General features: G+C 71.5%; 18 protein-coding genes. 10 read left to right on the top strand and 8 right to left on the bottom strand.

The genetic code is table 11. The annotated features are described in order from the left end of the window. The first annotated feature begins 79 nt into the window (after positions 1–79). The 5 genes from gap (at position 80) to ACGFX4_RS23040 (ending at position 4,045) form a co-directional block, all read left to right on the top strand. Positions 80–1,087: a type I glyceraldehyde-3-phosphate dehydrogenase gene (gene gap, locus ACGFX4_RS23060; RefSeq protein ID WP_393077488.1), complete on the top strand. Its 1,008-nt coding sequence runs from the start codon at positions 80–82 to the stop codon at positions 1,085–1,087. A gap of 149 nt (positions 1,088–1,236) precedes the next feature. Continuing rightward, entirely contained in the window at positions 1,237–2,442 is a 1,206-nt protein-coding gene (locus ACGFX4_RS23055) for a phosphoglycerate kinase (protein ID WP_393077485.1), read from the top strand. Between the two features lie 7 nt (positions 2,443–2,449). Then, a complete protein-coding gene (gene tpiA, locus ACGFX4_RS23050) occupies positions 2,450–3,235 on the top strand; it encodes a triose-phosphate isomerase (protein WP_393077482.1) in 786 nt (261 codons plus the stop codon). A 95-nt stretch (positions 3,236–3,330) separates the two neighbouring features. Next, positions 3,331–3,567 (top strand): preprotein translocase subunit SecG, encoded by a 237-nt coding sequence (secG, locus tag ACGFX4_RS23045; protein ID WP_393077480.1) that lies wholly within the window; start codon positions 3,331–3,333, stop codon positions 3,565–3,567. 190 nt (positions 3,568–3,757) lie between these two features. After that, the gene (locus ACGFX4_RS23040) at positions 3,758–4,045 is read left to right on the top strand and encodes an RNA polymerase-binding protein RbpA (protein WP_393077731.1); all 288 of its coding nucleotides are present in this window, start codon (positions 3,758–3,760) and stop codon (positions 4,043–4,045) included. Between the two features lie 121 nt (positions 4,046–4,166). On the opposite strand, the gene pgl is transcribed toward ACGFX4_RS23040, so the two are convergent. From pgl to tkt, 5 genes are all read right to left on the bottom strand, one after another. Further along, a complete protein-coding gene (gene pgl / locus ACGFX4_RS23035) occupies positions 4,167–4,955 on the bottom strand; it encodes a 6-phosphogluconolactonase (protein WP_393077477.1) in 789 nt (262 codons plus the stop codon). Further along, positions 4,952–6,100: a glucose-6-phosphate dehydrogenase assembly protein OpcA gene (gene opcA / locus ACGFX4_RS23030; RefSeq protein ID WP_393077474.1), complete on the bottom strand. Its 1,149-nt coding sequence runs from the start codon at positions 6,098–6,100 to the stop codon at positions 4,952–4,954. The genes pgl and opcA overlap by 4 nt, the downstream gene beginning before the upstream one ends. Further along, on the bottom strand, positions 6,097–7,641 hold the full coding sequence (zwf, locus tag ACGFX4_RS23025; protein WP_393077728.1) for a glucose-6-phosphate dehydrogenase: 1,545 nt from the start codon (positions 7,639–7,641) through the stop codon (positions 6,097–6,099). Before zwf ends, opcA begins: the two co-directional genes overlap by 4 nt. A gap of 66 nt (positions 7,642–7,707) precedes the next feature. Continuing rightward, positions 7,708–8,820 carry a transaldolase gene (gene tal / locus ACGFX4_RS23020; RefSeq protein WP_393077472.1) on the bottom strand — a complete coding sequence of 371 codons (1,113 nt, stop codon included), beginning with the start codon at positions 8,818–8,820 and terminating at the stop codon, positions 7,708–7,710. A 95-nt stretch (positions 8,821–8,915) separates the two neighbouring features. Then, a complete protein-coding gene (tkt, locus tag ACGFX4_RS23015) occupies positions 8,916–11,012 on the bottom strand; it encodes a transketolase (RefSeq protein ID WP_393077470.1) in 2,097 nt (698 codons plus the stop codon). Positions 11,013–11,425: 413 nt separating this feature from the next. Here tkt and ACGFX4_RS23010 point away from each other — a divergent pair, with 413 nt between their 5' ends. Further along, entirely contained in the window at positions 11,426–12,364 is a 939-nt protein-coding gene (locus ACGFX4_RS23010) for a heme o synthase (RefSeq protein ID WP_393077726.1), read from the top strand. 10 nt (positions 12,365–12,374) lie between these two features. Here ACGFX4_RS23010 and ACGFX4_RS23005 read toward each other — a convergent pair whose 3' ends face one another. Together ACGFX4_RS23005 and ACGFX4_RS23000 are read right to left on the bottom strand one after the other, a co-directional pair. Further along, positions 12,375–13,019, bottom strand: a complete 645-nt coding sequence (locus tag ACGFX4_RS23005) for a DUF2461 domain-containing protein (RefSeq protein ID WP_393077467.1) — start codon at positions 13,017–13,019, stop codon at positions 12,375–12,377. Positions 13,020–13,023: 4 nt separating this feature from the next. Continuing rightward, the gene (locus ACGFX4_RS23000) at positions 13,024–13,578 is read right to left on the bottom strand and encodes a TetR/AcrR family transcriptional regulator (protein WP_393077464.1); all 555 of its coding nucleotides are present in this window, start codon (positions 13,576–13,578) and stop codon (positions 13,024–13,026) included. 109 nt (positions 13,579–13,687) lie between these two features. Between ACGFX4_RS23000 and ACGFX4_RS22995 the strand changes: the two genes are divergently transcribed. The 3 genes from ACGFX4_RS22995 (at position 13,688) to ACGFX4_RS22985 (ending at position 14,824) form a co-directional block, all read left to right on the top strand. Continuing rightward, positions 13,688–14,206 carry a carboxymuconolactone decarboxylase family protein gene (locus tag ACGFX4_RS22995; protein WP_393077461.1) on the top strand — a complete coding sequence of 173 codons (519 nt, stop codon included), beginning with the start codon at positions 13,688–13,690 and terminating at the stop codon, positions 14,204–14,206. Next, positions 14,203–14,403: a hypothetical protein gene (locus tag ACGFX4_RS22990; RefSeq protein WP_393077458.1), complete on the top strand. Its 201-nt coding sequence runs from the start codon at positions 14,203–14,205 to the stop codon at positions 14,401–14,403. Before ACGFX4_RS22995 ends, ACGFX4_RS22990 begins: the two co-directional genes overlap by 4 nt. A gap of 91 nt (positions 14,404–14,494) precedes the next feature. Then, on the top strand, positions 14,495–14,824 hold the full coding sequence (locus ACGFX4_RS22985; protein WP_345699415.1) for a hypothetical protein: 330 nt from the start codon (positions 14,495–14,497) through the stop codon (positions 14,822–14,824). Between the two features lie 61 nt (positions 14,825–14,885). On the opposite strand, the gene ACGFX4_RS22980 is transcribed toward ACGFX4_RS22985, so the two are convergent. Beyond that, a complete protein-coding gene (locus tag ACGFX4_RS22980; protein ID WP_393077454.1) occupies positions 14,886–15,854 on the bottom strand; it encodes a heme A synthase in 969 nt (322 codons plus the stop codon). Positions 15,855–16,045: 191 nt separating this feature from the next. Here ACGFX4_RS22980 and ACGFX4_RS22975 point away from each other — a divergent pair, with 191 nt between their 5' ends. Continuing rightward, on the top strand, positions 16,046–17,308 hold the full coding sequence (locus ACGFX4_RS22975; protein WP_393077452.1) for a choice-of-anchor A family protein: 1,263 nt from the start codon (positions 16,046–16,048) through the stop codon (positions 17,306–17,308). Positions 17,309–17,391: the final 83 nt, after the last annotated feature.

The following is a 17,391-nucleotide window of genomic DNA, read 5'->3' as shown; positions in this document are numbered from 1 at the left end:
GTAGGGTCAGTGGTGGTCGGGGACAACCCAATTTCCATCTCGTCGGCTTCGGCCGGCGTACCAATGAGGAGATCGGTTCGTGACGATCCGGGTAGGAATCAACGGCTTCGGCCGTATCGGCCGCAACTTCTTCCGCGCGGTCAAGTCCCAGGGCGCTGACATCGAGATCGTCGGTGTCAATGACCTGACCGACACCAAGACCCTGGCTCACCTGCTCAAGTACGACACCACCCTTGGTACCTTCCCCGGCGAGGTCTCGCACACCGAGGACAGCATCACCGTCGACGGCCACACCTTCAAGGTGACCGCCGAGCGCGACCCCGCCAACCTCCCCTGGGCCGCCCTGGGCGCCGACATCGTCGTCGAGTCCACCGGCATCTTCACCTCGGCCGCCGCTGCGAAGAAGCACATCGCGGCCGGTGCGAAGAAGGTCCTGATCTCCGCGCCCGCCACCGATGAGGACATCACCATCGTCCTCGGTGTCAACGACGACAAGTACGACGCGGCGGCGCACGAGATCATCTCCAACGCTTCCTGCACCACCAACTGCGTGGCGCCGATGGCGAAGGTGCTGAACGAGAACTTCGGCATCGTCAAGGGTCTGATGACCACGGTGCACGCGTTCACCAACGACCAGGTCACGCTGGACTTCCCGCACAAGGACCTGCGTCGCGCCCGCGCGGCCTCGCAGAACATCATCCCGACCTCGACCGGTGCCGCCAAGGCGACCGCCCTGGTCCTGCCGGAGCTGAAGGGCAAGCTGGACGGCACCTCGCTGCGCGTCCCGGTCCCGACCGGCTCGATCACCGACCTGGTCGTCACCCTCGAGCGCGAGGTCACCAAGGACGAGGTCAACGCCGCGTTCCAGAAGGCCGCCCAGGAGGGTGCGCTCAAGGGCATCCTGGCCTACACCGAGGACCCGATCGTCTCCTCGGACATCGTCAACGACCCGCACTCCTGCATCTTCGACGCCCAGCTGACCATGGTCCAGGGCAACCAGGTCAAGGTGCTCGGCTGGTACGACAACGAGTGGGGCTACTCTAACCGCCTGGTGAACCTGACCACCCTCGTCGGTGGCCAGCTCTGACCGCAGCGGGAGCTGACGTGATGTAAGGGGCAGGGCCCGGAAGGCGCACGACGGCCTCCCGGGCCCTTCCTCTGCACACGTACCCTCACTCTCTCCGACGGCTCGTCGCCGAGCCGTCAGCCACTTTCTCCCCGGGAGACAATCAGACCGTGAAGACGATCGAAGACCTCGACGTTGCAGGCCGGCGGGTGTTCGTCCGCGCCGACCTCAATGTGCCGCTGTCCGGCGGCACGATCACCGACGACGGCCGGATCCGCGCCGTCGCGCCGACCATCGCCAAGCTGCTGGAGCGCGGCGCCCGCGTGGTCGTCGCCTCGCACCTCGGCCGCCCCAAGGGCGAGCCGGACCCGCAGTTCTCGCTCGCCCCGGTCGCCGTCCGGCTCGGGGAGATCCTCGGCAAGCCGGTCTCGTTCGCGACCGACACCGTGGGCGACAGTGCGAAGGCCGCCGTCGCCGCCCTCGGCGACGGCGAGGTCACGCTGCTCGAGAACCTGCGCTTCAACGCGGGTGAGACCAGCAAGGACGACGCCGAGCGCGGCGCCTTCGCCGACGAGCTGGCGGCCCTCGCCGACCTGTACGTGGGCGACGGCTTCGGCGCGGTGCACCGCAAGCACGCCTCGGTGTTCGACCTGCCGGCCCGCCTGCCGCACGCCGTCGGCGACCTGATCGCCACCGAGGTCGGCGTGCTCAAGCGCCTGACCGACGAGGTGGCCCGCCCGTACGTGGTGGTGCTCGGCGGCTCCAAGGTCTCCGACAAGGTCGGCGTGATCGAGAACCTGCTGGGCAAGGCCGACCGGATCCTCATCGGCGGCGGCATGATGTACACCTTCATCGCGGCCCAGGGCCACGGCGTCGGTGCCTCGCTGCTGCAGGAGGACCAGATCCCGGTCGTCCAGGACTACCTGAAGCGCGGCGCCGAGCAGGGCGTCGAGTTCGTGATCCCGCTGGACACCGCGGTCTCCGGCAGCTTCCCGGACGTCAAGGGCGGCGCCCCGGTCGAGGACTTCGCGGTGGTCGACGTGGAGGCCATCCCGGACGGCGCACTCGGCCTGGACATCGGCCCGCGCACCGCGGCGCTGTTCGCCGAGAAGATCGCCGACGCGGCCACCGTGTTCTGGAACGGCCCGATGGGCGTCTTCGAGCACCCGGCGTTCGCCGACGGCACCCGGGCGGTCGCCCAGGCGCTGGTGGACGGCGACGCGTTCACCGTGGTCGGTGGCGGCGACTCCGCCGCGGCCGTCCGCATCCTGGGCTTCGACGAGGCGAAGTTCGGACACATCTCGACCGGCGGTGGCGCGAGCCTGGAGTACCTGGAGGGCAAGCAGCTCCCCGGTCTCACCGCCCTGGAAGACTGAGGGCACGATGACTGAGCGTCTCCCGCTGATGGCGGGCAACTGGAAGATGAACCTCAACCACCTCGAGGCCATCCAGCACACCCAGAAGCTGGCCTTCGCGCTGGCCGACAAGGACTACGAGGCCGTCGAGGTCGCGGTGATGGTCCCCTTCACCGACCTGCGCTCGGTGCAGACCCTGGTCGACGGCGACAAGCTGAAGATCAAGTACGGCTCGCAGGACATCTCGCAGCACGACTCCGGTGCCTACACCGGCGAGATCTCCGGCCCGATGCTCTCCAAGCTCAAGTGCGCCTACGCGGTGATCGGCCACTCCGAGCGCCGCCAGTACCACGGCGAGAACGAGGAGATCGTCAACGCCAAGGTCAAGGCCGCCTACCGGAACGGGATCACCCCGATCCTGTGCATCGGCGAGCCGCTGGAGATCCGCAAGGCCGGCACCCACGTCGAGTACACCCTGGCCCAGCTCGACGGCGCGCTCGCCGACGTCCCGGCCTCCGACGCCGAGTCGATCGTCGTCGCGTACGAGCCGGTCTGGGCGATCGGTACCGGCGAGGTGGCGACCCCCGAGGACGCCCAGGAGGTCTGCGGTGCCATCCGCGGCCGCCTGGCCGAGCTGTACGACGCCGAGCTGGCCGAGAAGGTCCGCGTCCTCTACGGCGGTTCGGTGAAGTCCTCCAGCGCGGCCGGCCTGATGGCCAAGCCCGACGTCGACGGCGCACTGATCGGCGGTGCCTCCCTGGACGCCGACGAGTTCGTCAAGATCGTGCGCTACCGTGAGCAGGCAGTAGGCTAACGCCGCCGCAGCAACGTAGGCTTTGGGGCCGGACCGCGACACAGCGGTGCCGGCCCCTTCGCCGAATGAACGAGAGAGTTGGTCCCGCCGTGGTTATGGGATTCTCGATTGCCCTGATCATCCTGAGCTCGCTGATGATCCTCCTGGTGCTGCTGCACAAGGGGAAGGGCGGCGGCCTGTCCGACATGTTCGGTGGCGGCGCGATGTCGACCGGCGGCGGCTCGGCGGTGGCCGAGCGCAACCTCGACCGCATCACCATTGTGGTGGGCCTGGCCTGGTTCGCCTGCATCGTGGTGCTCGGCCTGCTGCTCAAGTACAAGGGCCAGGGCTGACGTTCGGCCCGACCGGCGGGGGAGCCGGCCGCCTGTGGAGGCGGTGGTGGCAGATTCTTAACTCCCGCTTACACTAGGTGGACTTCGCCGCCGCCCGGAGCACGCCGCGGCCGGACGGCACCAGTACGCAGGGAGTCAGACCGTGGCAAGTGGCAACGCCATCCGAGGCAGCAGAGTCGGCGCAGGCCCGATGGGCGAGGCGGAGCGCGGCGAGTCCGCCCCCCGCAACCGGATCTCCTTCTGGTGCGCGAACAAGCACGAGACGCGCCCCAGCTTCGCCGCCGAGGCGGCCATCCCGGACACCTGGGACTGCCCGCGCTGCGGCTTCCCCGCCGGACAGGACCAGGACAACCCCCCGGCCCCGGCCCGCAACGAGCCGTACAAGACGCACCTCGCGTACGTCCGTGAGCGGCGCACCGACGCCGACGGCGAGGCCATCCTCGCCGAGGCCCTCGCCAAGCTCCGCGGCGAGATCTGAGCACCCCTCCGAAGGGCGCCCCGACCACCGGTCGACGGCGCCCTTCGGCGTGTCCGGGGCCGGACGCGCGACGGCCCGGCCCCGAGGATCCGGGACCGGGCCGTGCCGTACCGAAGGGCCGTCAGGCCGAGGCCGGCGGGTAGAGCTGGGGCGGGATCTTCGCCGCGGCGGTGCGGTCGAGGAGCCACAGGGTGCGGGCCGTGCCGTACGCGCCGGAGGCGGGTGCCTGGATCTCGCCGGGGCCGGTGAGGGCCAGGGCGACCGCGTCGGCCTTGTCCTCGCCGGCGGCGAGCAGCCAGACCTCGCGGGCCGCCCGGATCGCCGGGAGGGTCAGCGAGACCCGGGTGGGCGGGGGCTTGGGGGCCCCGCGCACGCCGACGACGGTCCGCTCGCCCTCCCGGACACCGGGGTGGCCGGGGAAGAGCGAGGCGACGTGGGTGTCCGGGCCGACGCCGAGCAGCAGCACGTCGAAGGCGGGCACCCCGAGCCGGGAGCCCGGCTCGGCGGCCTTGGCGAGCTCCTCGGCGTAGCGGGCCGCGGCGGCCTCCACGTCGGAGCCGTCGGGGCCGTCGGAGGCGGGCATCTCGTGCACCCGGGCCGGGTCGAGCGGCACCCGGGCGAGCAGTTCGTCCCGGGCCTGGACGGCGTTGCGCTCCGGGTCGGCGGAGGGCACGTACCGCTCGTCGCCCCACCACAGGTCCAGGCGCGCCCAGTCGACCGCGTCGCGCGCCGGGGAGGCGGCGATCGCGGCCAGCAGGGCGTTGCCGTTGCGTCCGCCGGTGAGCACCACGGAGGCGGTGCCGCGGGCGGCCTGGGCGTCCACGATCCGGGTGATGAGGCGCGCGGCGGCGGCCTGGGCCATCAGCTCCTTGTCGCGGTGGACGACCAGCTGCGGGGTGGAGCCGGTCATGCGCCGCTCCGCTTGCGCGGCGCGGCGGCCTTCTTGGTGCCGGCCGCGGTCTTCTTGGCGGCGGTGGCCGTCTTCTTGGCCGGTGCCTTGCGGGCGGCGGCCTTCTTCGCCGGTGCCGGGTCCTGCTCGGCGGCGGGCACCTTGGCGGTGACCCGGACCGGCGGGGCGGCGACCGCGGCCTCGGAGACGGCGGCGGGGGCCGGGGCGGCCGTGCCGGCGGGCTCCTTGAGCCGGTCGACCGGGGTGCGGACGGCGGTGGCGTAGATGTCGTCCGGGTCGAGCCGGCGCATCTCCTCGGAGATCAGCTCCGCGGTGTCGCGCCGCTTGAGGGCGACCATCCGGTCCGGCGCGCCGGGCATCGAGAGGGTGCCCAGCAGGCCGTCGGGACGGTCCAGGACGATCTCGCCGTCCTTGGTCCTGAGGCGGACGGCGGTGATGCCGGGGCCGCCGGTGACCAGCCGCTCGACCGGCACCCGCAGGCGGTTGTGCAGCCACAGGCCGAGCAGCTCGACGCTGGGGTTGTACGACTCGCCCTCGACCACCGCGCCGGTGACCTTGACGGGCTTCTGGTCGAGCGCGGCGGCCAGCATGGAGCGCCAGCCGGTGATCCGGGTCCAGGCCAGGTCGGTGTCGCCGGGGGTGTAGCTGGCGGCCCGCTGGGCGAGCTGGCCGACCGGGGACTCGGCGGTGACCGCGTCGGTGATCCGGCGCTGGGCGATGGCGCCCAGCGGGTCGTGCGCGGGGTGCAGCGGCGCGTTGTCGGGCCACCAGACCACGACCGGGGCGTCCGGCAGCAGCAGCGGCAGGACGACCGACTGGGCGTGCGAGGCGAGTTCGCCGTGCATCCGCAGGATGACCGTTTCGCCGGAGCCGGCGTCGGAGCCGACCAGGATCTCCGCGTCGAGTCGGGTCTCGGCCCGGGCGCGCGGCGAGCGGCCTTCGCGGCGGATCACCGCGAGGGTGCGCGAGGGGTGCTCGCGGGAGGCGTCGTTGGCGGCCTTGAGGGCGTCGTAGGCGCTGCCCTCGTCGGTCACGATCACCAGGGTGAGCACCATGCCGGCGGCGGTGGAGCCGCTGGCCCGGCGCGCGTCCATCAGCGCGTTGTTGATCTTGCTGGAGGTGGTGTCCGTCAGGTCGATCTTCATGGCCGGCGCCAGCTCCTGCCGTCTCGTGCGAGCATCTCGTCCGCCTCGGTCGGCCCCCAGGTGCCTGACGCGTACTGCGCGGGCTTGCCGTGGGTGTCCCAGTACTTCTCGATCGGGTCGAGGATCTGCCAGGAGAGCTCGACCTCCTGGTGCCGCGGGAAGAGGTTGGCGTCGCCCAGCAGCACGTCCAGGATGAGCCGCTCGTACGCCTCGGGGCTGGACTCGGTGAAGGACTCGCCGTAGGCGAAGTCCATCGTGACGTCCCGGACCTCCAGCGCGGTGCCCGGCACCTTGGAGCCGAACCGCACGGTGACGCCCTCGTCCGGCTGCACCCGGATGACCAGGGCGTTCTGCCCCAGCTCCTCGGTGGCGTAGGAGTCGAACGGCAGGTACGGGGCGCGCTGGAAGACCACCGCGATCTCGGTGACCCGGCGGCCGAGCCGCTTGCCGGTGCGCAGGTAGAACGGGACGCCCGCCCAACGGCGGTTGTTGATCTCCAGCTTGATGGCGGCGTAGGTGTCGGTCTTGGACTCGGGGTTGATGCCGTCCTCGTCCAGGTAGCCGACCACCTCCTCGCCGCCCTGCCAGCCGGCCGCGTACTGGCCGCGCACGGTGTGCTTGCCGAGGTCGGCGGGGAGCTTGACGGCGCTGAGCACCTTGAGCTTCTCGGCGACCAGGGCCTTGGGGTGGAACGAGGCCGGCTCCTCGATGGCGGTGAGCGCCATCAGCTGGAGCAGGTGGTTCTGGATGACGTCACGGGCCGAGCCGATGCCGTCGTAGTAGCCGGCGCGGCCGCCGATGCCGATGTCCTCGGCCATGGTGATCTGCACGTGGTCGACGTACGACCGGTTCCAGATCGGCTCGAACATCTGGTTGGCGAAGCGCAGCGCCAGGATGTTCTGGACCGTCTCCTTGCCCAGGTAGTGGTCGATCCGGAAGACCTCGTCACGGGGGAAGACCTCGTGGACGATCCGGTTCAGCTCCTGGGCGGACTCCAGGTCGTGGCCGAACGGCTTCTCGATCACTGCGCGGCGCCAGGAGCCCTTCGGCGGGTCGGTCAGACCGTGCTTCTTCAGCTGCTGGACCACGGTGGGGAAGAACTTCGGCGGCACCGAGAGGTAGAAGGCGAAGTTGCCGCCGGTGCCCTGGGCCTTGTCGAGCTCCTCGATGGTGGAGCGGAGCTTGTCGAAGGCGTCGTCGTCGTCGAAGGTGCCCTGGATGAAGCGCATGCCCTTGGCGAGCTGCGCCCAGACCTCCTCGCGGAAGGGGGTCCGGGCGTGCTGCTTGACCGCGTCGTGGACCTCCTTGGCGAAGTCCTCGTCCTCCCACTCGCGGCGCGCGAAGCCGACGAGCGAGAAGCCCGGCGGCAGCAGGCCGCGGTTGGCCAGGTCGTAGATGGCGGGCATCAGCTTCTTGCGCGACAGGTCACCGGTGACGCCGAAGATCACCAGGCCGGAGGGCCCGGCGATCCTCGGCAGTCGGCGGTCGGCCGGATCGCGCAGCGGGTTGGCGGGCGGAGCCGGGGGGTCGCCCTGCTCCACCTCGGGATAGGAGTCGCTCACTGGTGGTGTGCTCCGAATTCCGTTGCGTCGAGTCGTGAGCAGGGATCAGGCCTGGTCGCCGTGGGCGGCAAGGGTGGCGGTGACGGTGTCGAGCAGCTCGTTCCAGGAGATCTCGAACTTCTCCACGCCCTCGTCCTCCAGCACCTGGACGACGTCGTCGTAGTCGACGCCGGCGGCCGCGATGGCCTCCAGCACGGCCTTGGCGTCCGCGTAGTTCGGGCGGATGGTGTCACCGGTGACCACGCCGTGGTCGTCGGTGGCGTCCAGGGTGGCCTCGGGCATGGTGTTGACGGTGCCCGGGGCGACCAGCTCGGTCACGTACAGGGTGTCCGGGAGGTTCGGGTCCTTGACGCCGGTGGAGGCCCACAGCGGGCGCTGCGGGTTGGCCCCGGCGGCCTCCAGCGCCTTCCAGCGGTCGGAGGAGAAGACCTCCTCGTACGCCTGGTAGGCGAGGCGGGCGTTGGCCAGGGCGGCCTTGCCCTTGAGCTCCTTGGCCGCGCCGCCGATCTTGTCGAGGCGCTTGTCGATCTCGGTGTCCACCCGGGAGACGAAGAAGGACGCGACCGACTCGATCGAGGAGAGGTCGAGGCCGGCGGCCTTGGCCTGCTCCAGGCCGGTCAGGTACGCGTCCATCACCTCGCGGTAGCGCTCCAGCGAGAAGATCAGCGTGACGTTGACGCTGATGCCCTTGGCCAGCACGGCGGTGATGGCGGGCAGGCCGGCCTTGGTGGCCGGGATCTTGATCAGCACGTTCGGGCGGTCGACCAGCCACCACAGCTGCTTGGCCTCGGCGACGGTCGGCGCGGTCTTGTGGGCCAGGCGCGGGTCGACCTCGATGGAGACCCGGCCGTCGCGGCCGTTGGAGGCGTCGTAGACCGGGCGCAGCACGTCGGCGGCGTCGCGCACGTCCGAGGTGGTGATCATGCGGATCGCCTCGTCGGTGGTGAGCTTGCGGACTGCGAGGTCCTCCAGCTGGCCGGCGTAGGCGCCGTTGCCGCCGATCGCCTTCTGGAAGATGGTCGGGTTGGTGGTCACGCCGACCACGTGCTTCTCCTGCACCAGCTCGGCCAGGTTGCCGGAGTTCAGTCGCTCGCGGCTCAGGTCGTCCAGCCAGATCGCCACGCCCTCGTCGCTGAGGCGCTTCAGAGCGTCAGTCATGGTGCTTCATCCCTCTTGTATTCAGAAGTCCGGGTGGGGTCCGTGGAACGGGCCGGGCGGCCGATGTGCGGTCGGCTGCCCGGCCCGTGGCGCGCTTAGCGGGAGACGGCCTCGACCGTACGGAGCGAGGCGCGGGCGGCGTTGGCGACGGCCTCGGCGGTGATGCCGAACTCCGTGTACAGCACCTTGAAGTCGGCGGAGGCGCCGAAGTGCTCCAGGCTGATGATCCGACCGGCGTCGCCGACCAGCTCGCGCCAGCCCTGGGCGATGCCCGCCTCGACCGAGACCCGGGCCCGGACGTTCGGCGGCAGCACGCTGTCGCGGTACGCCTGGTCCTGCTCGTTGAACCACTCGATCGACGGCATCGAGACCACCCGGGTCGGGATGCCCTCGGCCTCCAGGGCCTCGCGGGCCTGGACGGCCAGCTGCACCTCGGAGCCGGTGCCGATCAGGATCACCTTGGGCGAGGCGCCCTCGGCCTCGGCCAGCACGTAGCCGCCCTTGGCCGCGCCCTCGGCGGAGCCGAAGACCTCGCGGTCCCAGGTGGGCACGCCCTGGCGGGTCAGCGCCAGGCCGACCGGGCCGGGGTGGCTGGTCTGCCGCTCGATGAGCGCCCGCCAGACCACGGCGGTCTCGTTGGCGTCGCCGGGGCGGACCACCGCGAGGCCGGGGATGGCGCGCAGCGCGGCCAGGTGCTCCACCGGCTGGTGGGTCGGGCCGTCCTCGCCGAGGCCGATCGAGTCGTGCGTCCAGACGTAGGTGACCGGCAGCTTCATCAGCGCGGCCAGGCGGACCGCCGGGCGCATGTAGTCGGAGAACACCAGGAAGGTGCCGCCGTAGATACGGGTGCGGCCGTGCAGCGCGATGCCGTTCATCACGGAGCCCATGGCGTGCTCGCGGATGCCGTAGTGGATGGTGCGGCCGTACGGCGAGGCCGACTTCAGCGGGTTGCCCTCCGGAAGGAAGGAGGACTCCTCGTCGATGGTGGTCAGGTTGGACTCGGCCAGGTCGGCCGAGCCGCCCCACAGCTCGGGGATCAGCTGGCCGATCGCCTTCAGGGTGTCGCCGGAGGCCTTGCGGGTGGCGACCTCCTTGCCGGCCGGGAAGACCGGGATCGCCTTCTCCCAGCCGTCGGGCAGCTCGCCGATCTGGATCCGGTCGAACTCCGCCGCGCGCGCCGCGTTGGCACCGCGCCACGCGTGGAAGGACTTCTCCCAGCCCTCGCGGACGGCCTTGTTGCGGGCCACGACCTCGCGGGTGTGCTCGACGACCGTGTCGGTGACCTCGAAGGTCTTGGTCGGGTCGAAGCCCAGCACCTTCTTGGTGGCGGCGATCTCGGCGTCGCCGAGGGCCGAGCCGTGCGCCTTGGCGGTGTCCTGGGCGTTCGGCGCCGGCCAGGCGATGATGGTGCGCATCGCGATGATCGACGGGCGGGAGGTCTCCGCCTTGGCCTCGGCCAGCGCGGTGGCCAGGGCGTGCACGTCGATGTCGCCGTCGGCCTTCGGGGTGACCCGCTGGACGTGCCAGCCGTACGCCTCGTACCGGCCGAGGACGTCCTCGGAGAAGGCGGTGGCGGTGTCGCCCTCGATCGAGATGTGGTTGTCGTCGTACAGCGCGACCAGGTTGCCCAGCTTCTGGTGGCCGGCCAGCGAGGAGGCCTCGGCGGAGACGCCCTCCTCCAGGTCGCCGTCGGAGACGATCGCCCAGATGGTGTGGTCGAACGGCGACTCGCCGGCCGGGGCCTCCGGGTCGAAGAGGCCGCGCTCGTAGCGGGCGGCCATCGCCATGCCCACGGCGTTGGCGATGCCCTGGCCGAGCGGGCCGGTGGTGGTCTCCACGCCCGCGGTGTGGCCGTGCTCCGGGTGGCCCGGGGTCCGGCTGCCGGCGACCCGGAAGGCCTTGAGGTCGTCCAGCGACAGGCCGTAACCGGAGAGGAACAGCTGGGTGTAGAGCGTCAGCGAGGTGTGCCCCGGCGAGAGCACGAAGCGGTCTCGACCCACCCAGGTCGGGTCCGTGGGGTCGTGGCGCAGGAAGCGCTGGAAGATCAGGTAGGCGGCGGGGGCCAGGGACATCGCGGTGCCCGGGTGACCGTTGCCCACCTTCTGCACGGCGTCCATGGCCAGGACTCGGGCCGTGTCGACGGCCCTCTGGTCCAGCTCGCTCCACTCGAATACGTTCGGCGTCGTGCTCACCCTGACTCAGGGCTCCTTCCGAATTTGTGAAGAGTGACCCCGTGAAGGGGACCGAGCCGCGCCACGCCGCTGTGGCTCGACTTGGAGACGGTTCCGGTCACGGAGGGTTGATCCCGCTTCTCTGTGCGAGCCTACCGCCCACGGGGCACCTCACCCTGCGTGGCGGGACAACCGGGGACACCTGGGCGGCATTCCCGGCGCACTGTGTCAACTTTCCTGTCCTACCTTCACCCGCCCGGGGAGGGTTTGCCCGTCCGAGGGGCAAGACGGGCGAGTTCTCGGCTCGCCGGGGCACCCCGGGGCCGGTCGGGGAATATGGAGCGTCTAAGGTGGCGTGGTACGCGCAGAGCGGACACGGGCACCCTTGCGGTCCGGGGGTCGCCTGTGGAAGTTCGTCGAATGTTGGGGTGTCCGTGACCGCCGTCGAATCCCGCCCCGCCGGGGCGGCCGGGACGACTCCGGCGCACCGGCCGATCGGGGCCCGCGTCGGGGCCTTCGTCGCACTGACCAAGCCGCGGATCATCGAGCTGCTGCTGATCACCACGGTGCCGGTGATGTTCCTGGCCCAGCGTGGCGTGCCGAACCTGCTGCTGGTGCTGGAGGTCGTCGTCGGCGGCTACCTGTCGGCCGGTGGCGCCAACGCGCTCAACATGTACATCGACCGCGACATCGACGCCGTGATGTCCCGCACCGAGCGCCGCCCGCTCGTCACCGGCATGGTGTCGCCGCGCGAGGCCCTGGTCTTCGGCATCGCGCTGGCGATCGGCTCCACGGTCTGGCTGTGGGCCCTGGTCAACCCGCTCTCCGCGGGGCTGGCGCTGGCCGCACTGCTGTTCTACGTCTTCGTCTACACGCTGGGCCTCAAGCGCCGCACCGCGCAGAACATCGTCTGGGGCGGCATCGCCGGCTGCATGCCGGTCTTCGTCGGCTGGGCCGCGGTGACGAACGCGCTCTCCTGGTCGGCCCTGGTGCTGTTCCTGGTGATCTTCTTCTGGACGCCGCCGCACTACTGGCCGCTGTCCATGAAGGTCCGCGACGACTACGCCAAGGCCGGCGTGCCGATGCTGCCGGTGCTCAAGGGCAACGTCGCGGTGGCCAAGCAGATCGTCATCTACTCCTGGGTGATGGTCGGCGTCTCGCTGCTGCTCTGGCCGCTGGGGAACACCAGTTGGCTGTACCCGGTCTCCGCGGTGCTGCTCGGCGCGTTCTGGCTGAAGGAGGCGCACGGCCTGCAGGCCCGCGCCAAGGCCGGGCTGGTGGGCGCCAAGCTCAAGGAGATGCGGCTGTTCCACTGGTCGATCACCTACCTGACCCTGCTGTTCGTGGTCATCGCGGTCGACCCGTTCATCTGACCCGCAGGACCTAACGCCGCTCGGGGAGCTCGGACGGGCCGACGTGCCCGTCCAGCCAGTCCTTCAGGGGCCGGGACACGGTCAGGAACCGGGTGATCTTCTTCTTCGCCTCGCGGGTGCCCAGCCACTCGGCGGGCTCCCACTCCTGCCAGGCGATCAGGCCCTTGTAGCGGAGCAGTTCGATCCGCGGGTGGTCCTTGGCCCAGCCGCGCGGGGCGCTCTTCAGGGCGTCCCGGCCGACCACCTCGGGGCCGGCCTTCCGCACCTTCGCGATCACCCGCTCCAGCTCGGCGCCGGTCACCTCCTCGGCCACCGCGGCCCGGTACCGGGCCAGCTGGTCACTGGCCAGGTGGTACATCCCGCTGCCGCAGGCCAGGCCGTCCGCCGAGAGCTGGATGTAGCCGCCCGCCTCGAAGAAGCCGCCGAGGTGCGTCTTGTACGGCGACTTGTCGGCGCTGAACCGCACGTCCCGGTTGGGGCGGAAGATCTTGGCCGGGCCGAACTCCGGCTCCAGCTCCTCCAGCAGCGCCTCCATCGGGGCGCGCACCACGTCCTCGTAGACCGCCTTGTGCTCGGCCCAGAAGGTCTTCGAGTTGTCGGCCTCCAGGTGCTCGTAGAACTCGAGCGCCTCGACCGGCCAGCCTTGGAAGGTCACGGCCTCAGCCTACGCGCCCGCTCCCCAGCAGGGCCCCGGCGGCGGCGCGGGCCAGTGCGGCGGGTTCGGCGGACCCCTCGCGCAGTGCGGTGACGATCGCGCCGTCCATCAGCAGCACCAGCGAGCGGGCGGTGCCCGCCGGGTCGGGGCAGCCGTCCTCGGCCAGCAGCCCGGCGACGTACGCGGTGACGGCCCGCTTGTGCGCGGCCGCGACGTGGTGGGCCGGGGAGTCCGGGTCGGCGGTCTCCACGATGGTGTTGATGAAGGCGCAGCCCCGGAAGTCGGCCCGCTCGAAGCGCTCGGCGAGGGCGTCGAAGACGTTCAGCGGCCCGCCGCCCAGGGCGGTCACCCGCTCGGCCAGCCAGGCGCGCCAGCGCACGTCCCGGTCGGTCAGGACGGCCACCACCAGGTCGTCCTTGCCCGGGAAGTGCCGGTAGAAGGAGGCCCGGCCGACGCCGGACTCGGTGAGGATCCGGTCCAGGCCGACGGCGCGGATGCCCTCGGCGTAGAAGAGCTCCTCGGCGGTGGCGAGCAACCGCTCGCGGGCGTGGGTCGGCATGTCCGCATCGTACGGCAGCCCTTGACCACAACGGAACCGATCGGTACCGTCTTGTCCCGTCAGAACGGTACCGATCGGTACTGTTTCTCGCGAGGAGGGGGTACCTGCCATGCCGCGACTGCCGCAACTCACCGAGGACGACGCCGGACTGCTCGACGAGACCCGCCGGCAGCTCGGCCGGGTGCCCAACCTGTACGCCGCGCTGGCCAACGGCCCGGCCGCGCTCGGCGGCTACCTCGCGATGCGCGACCAGCTGGTCAAGGGCGTGCTCGGCCCCCGGCTGCGCGAACAGCTGGCCCTGCTGATCGCCCAGGAGAACGACTGCACCTACTGCGTCAGCGCCCACACCCTGCGCGGCTCGACGATGGGCCTCACCGAGAAGGAGCTGCTGCTCACCCGGGACGCCACCGATGCCGACCCGCACGCCGAGGCGGTGCTGCAGATCGCCCGCGAGGTGGTCCGGCAGCGCGGAAGGGTCGGCGACGCGGAGCTCGCCCGGGCCCGGGCGGCCGGCGTCGGCAACGCCGAGCTGGCCGAGATCGTGGCGCACGTCGCGCTCAACACCCTCTCCAACTACTTCAACCACCTGGCCCAGCCCGAGCTGGACTTCCCGGAGGTCACGGCATGAACCGCGAGTGGCGCAAGGGCTCGGTCGAGCTGGTCGACGGGTACGTCCTGCTGGACGGCGCCGGGGTGCCCGTCCGGCGGCTGGCGGACGTGGAGTTCGCCGTGGAGGGCGGGTACCTGAACGTCCGGGTGCCCGGCCGGGAGGGCGTCCAGCTGGTGTCCGCGCCGGGCGTGCGGCTGGTGCTGGCGGAGAGCTGAGCCCGGTGCGGCGGAGAGCTGGGCCGGGTGTGGCGGCGGGCACACGGCGCTGCCGTCGCCAGCCGCTCTACTGATCGGTAGCATGCGGGACATGACCAGCGCAGAGACCACCACCGCCGCGCCCAACGCCCGCGTCGAGCGCCGGGCCAAGCGCATCGCCAAGAACATCACCAGCTTCGCCGCCCAGCACGGCGGCAGCGCCGAGGGCGTCGTCGAGTACGTCGGCCGCACCGCCACCCGGATCGTCCTGGTCGGCGCCGACGGCGCCTGGGGCGACCAGGTTGCCCCGACCTACGAGATCGGGCAGCGCGCCGCCCAGCTCGCCGGCCTCACCGTCCACGACTCCTTCGAGGGCGAGCTCGGCCTCAAGGTGAAGACCGGCCCGTACGAGTGGAAGCGCATGGCCGGCATCCAGATCTGACCCGCACGACGACAGGGCCCCCGCCACCGGACGGTGACGGGGGCCCTGTCGTCGTCCTGGATCAGTGGGTGGCGAGCTCCGCCGGGGCCGGCACGGCGGCGACCTGCTCGGCCCGGCGCTCGCGCAGCGCCAGCGGGACGCGCAGCGCCGCCGCCCAGATCAGCGCCGCGCCCAGCATGTGCAGACCGACCATCAGCTCCGGCGCGTCGGTGAAGTACTGGACGAAGCCCAGCACGCCCTGGGCGAGCAGCAGCACGAACAGCTCGCGCACCCGGGCCCGCGCCGGGGCCGGCGCCTTGACCGCCGCGAAGACCAGCAGCGCGGCCAGGGTCAGCCCGACCGAGAGGAACACCAGGTCCGCATGGGCCTGCGCCAGCCGGTCGTAGTCCAGCGGGATCCGCCACACCGGCTTGCCGTCCTTGCCCGGCGCGCCCGGGTGGTGCCCCGCACCGGTCACCAGCGTGCCCGCGACGACCAGCAGGCCGATGGTGGCGACCAGCACGTGCGCCAGCCGGTTGATCGGCGCGGCGACCAGCAGCCGCGGCGGCGAGTCGTCCTCCTTCGCCCGCTCCCACATCAGCACCGCGACCCACACCAGGGCCATCGCCGCCACCATGTGCAGCGCCACCACGTACGGGTTGAGACCCGTCAGCACCGTGATGCCGCCGATCACGGCGTTGCTCATCACCAGCCAGAACTGCGCCCAGCCGAGCCGGGTCAGCGACCGCCGCCACGGCTTGCGCGCGCGGGCGGCCAGGATCGCCCAGCCGATCGCCGCGCACAGCACGTACGTCAGCATCCGGTTGGTGAACTCGATGACGCCGTGGATGCCCATCTCGGGCGTCGGCGTCAGGCTCTCGCCGGTGCAGCGGGGCCAGGTGGTGCAGCCGAGGCCGGAGGCGGTCAGCCGGACGGCGCCGCCGGTCAGCACGATCACCACGGCCATCACCAGCGCGGCGAGCGTGGCCCGCCGGAGGTGGGCGGCGCTCGGGTGCCAGCGGTCGGCGAGGAGGGAGAACGGGGTACGCACCGGACCATCGTAGGTGGGCTTACACCCGATCTTGGGGCGGGTCCGGTGCTGCCGCCGCGCCACCGCGCCGCGCGGGACGAAGCAGGCTTTTCGATCAAGTCGGACATTGGTCTTGACCGGTGCGGCGTCCGGTCGGGAGAGTGCGGATTGGTCCATACCCATTTACCGCACCCACAGCGGAGTTCCTGCACATGCGCATATCCGTATCCGCCGCCGCCCTGGCGCTCGGCGGTTCGCTGGCCCTCGGCGCGCTCGTCGCGCCGGCCGCCCACGCCGTCCCGGGCGAGCAGTGCCAGAGCCTCGGCGTCGCCAACCTCTACGGCGAGTTCGTCGAGGGTGACGACACCCACACCCCCGACGCCGAGGGGGCGGTCGCCGTCGGCGGCAACGCCAACTTCGCCGCCTTCTCCGTCGGCCAGGAACTGACGGCCGACCAGGTCGCCAAGCTCCCCGGCGGCAACGCCCTGGTCGTCGCCGGCACGCTCACCGGCAACGTCCAGCTGATGAAGGGCAACGGCGTCTACGGCAAGCTCGTCGGCAAGGTCGACGCGCACGCCGGCAAGGCCGCCCAGGGCGCCTCGCCGATCGACTTCGCTGCCGAGTTCACCAAGCTGCGGGCCGCCTCCGCCGAACTGGCCAAGACCCAGACCGCCGGCGTCCAGCTCAAGGTCACCGGCAACCGGCTGACCCTCACCGGCACCGACGCCGCGCTGAACAGCTTCGTCCTGCCCGCCGCGCAGCTGGAGAAGGCCAAGGAGGTCTTCCTGGACGTACCGGTCGGCTCGGTCACCGTGATCAACGTGACGGGCGACGCCTACGACCAGGCCAAGGCCGGGACCAGCGGCTTCTTCATCCACGACGCCGCGACGAAGAAGGACGTGCTCGACGACAAGACGCAGAGCGCGGCCGGCGGGGCGATCCGCGCCAAGCTGCTGTGGAACTTCCCCACCGCCACCAAGGTGGTCAAGAACAGCGGCAACGCGTGGCCCGGCAGCGTGCTCGCCCCCAACGCGCACTTCGAGCTCGGCAGCGGCGGCCCGGTCAACGGATCCGTGATCGCCAAGTCGCTGGTCGGCAGCGGCGGCGCGGAGACGCACCACTACCCGTTCACCGGCTGCCTGCCGACGCCCGTCCCGCCGGCGACCACCCCGCCGGGCACCACGACCACGACCACGACCACGACCACGACGGGCGGTGGGACCACGACGACCGGTGGCGGCGGAACCACGCCCACGCCGACCCCGACGCCGTCCGGATCGGTGCCCGCGTCCACCCCGCCGAACGGTTCGCAGAGCCCCTCGCCGAGCGCACCGGCCACCCACGGCAGCAGCACGACGGGCGGTGGCCTGGCGTTCACCGGCGCGAACGGGATCATCCCGCTGGCGATCGGCGGCGTGCTGGTCCTGGCGGTCGGCGGCGGGATCGTCTTCGTGGCGCGGCGCAAGCGCGCGTGATTCTTCAGGGGCTCGGGGGGGGGGGGGGGGGGGCCCGGGGGGGGGGGGGGGGGTTGCCCCCCCCCCCGGGGGGGTGTGTGTGT

This window comes from Kitasatospora sp. NPDC048365, from assembly GCF_043200835.1.
Taxonomy (GTDB): Bacteria; Actinomycetota; Actinomycetes; order Streptomycetales; family Streptomycetaceae; genus Kitasatospora; species Kitasatospora terrestris.
The sequence above is the reverse complement of the archived record's forward strand: the minus strand, read 5'-3'. Positions and strand labels throughout refer to the sequence as shown.

Excerpts from the sequence above, each read along its gene's own strand:
- secG (WP_393077480.1), top strand. The coding sequence starts at position 3,331 with ATGGGATTCTCGATTGCCCTGATCATCCTGAGCTCGCTGATGATCCTC.
- ACGFX4_RS23040 (WP_393077731.1), top strand. The coding sequence starts at position 3,758 with ATGGGCGAGGCGGAGCGCGGCGAGTCCGCCCCCCGCAACCGGATCTCC.
- tpiA (WP_393077482.1), top strand. The coding sequence starts at position 2,450 with ATGACTGAGCGTCTCCCGCTGATGGCGGGCAACTGGAAGATGAACCTC.
- ACGFX4_RS23000 (WP_393077464.1), bottom strand. The coding sequence starts at position 13,578 with ATGCCGACCCACGCCCGCGAGCGGTTGCTCGCCACCGCCGAGGAGCTC.
- ACGFX4_RS22990 (WP_393077458.1), top strand. The coding sequence starts at position 14,203 with ATGAACCGCGAGTGGCGCAAGGGCTCGGTCGAGCTGGTCGACGGGTAC.
- ACGFX4_RS22995 (WP_393077461.1), top strand. The coding sequence starts at position 13,688 with ATGCCGCGACTGCCGCAACTCACCGAGGACGACGCCGGACTGCTCGAC.
- tal (WP_393077472.1), bottom strand. The coding sequence starts at position 8,820 with ATGACTGACGCTCTGAAGCGCCTCAGCGACGAGGGCGTGGCGATCTGG.
- ACGFX4_RS22985 (WP_345699415.1), top strand. The coding sequence starts at position 14,495 with ATGACCAGCGCAGAGACCACCACCGCCGCGCCCAACGCCCGCGTCGAG.
- ACGFX4_RS22975 (WP_393077452.1), top strand. The coding sequence starts at position 16,046 with ATGCGCATATCCGTATCCGCCGCCGCCCTGGCGCTCGGCGGTTCGCTG.
- opcA (WP_393077474.1), bottom strand. The coding sequence starts at position 6,100 with ATGAAGATCGACCTGACGGACACCACCTCCAGCAAGATCAACAACGCG.
- pgl (WP_393077477.1), bottom strand. The coding sequence starts at position 4,955 with ATGACCGGCTCCACCCCGCAGCTGGTCGTCCACCGCGACAAGGAGCTG.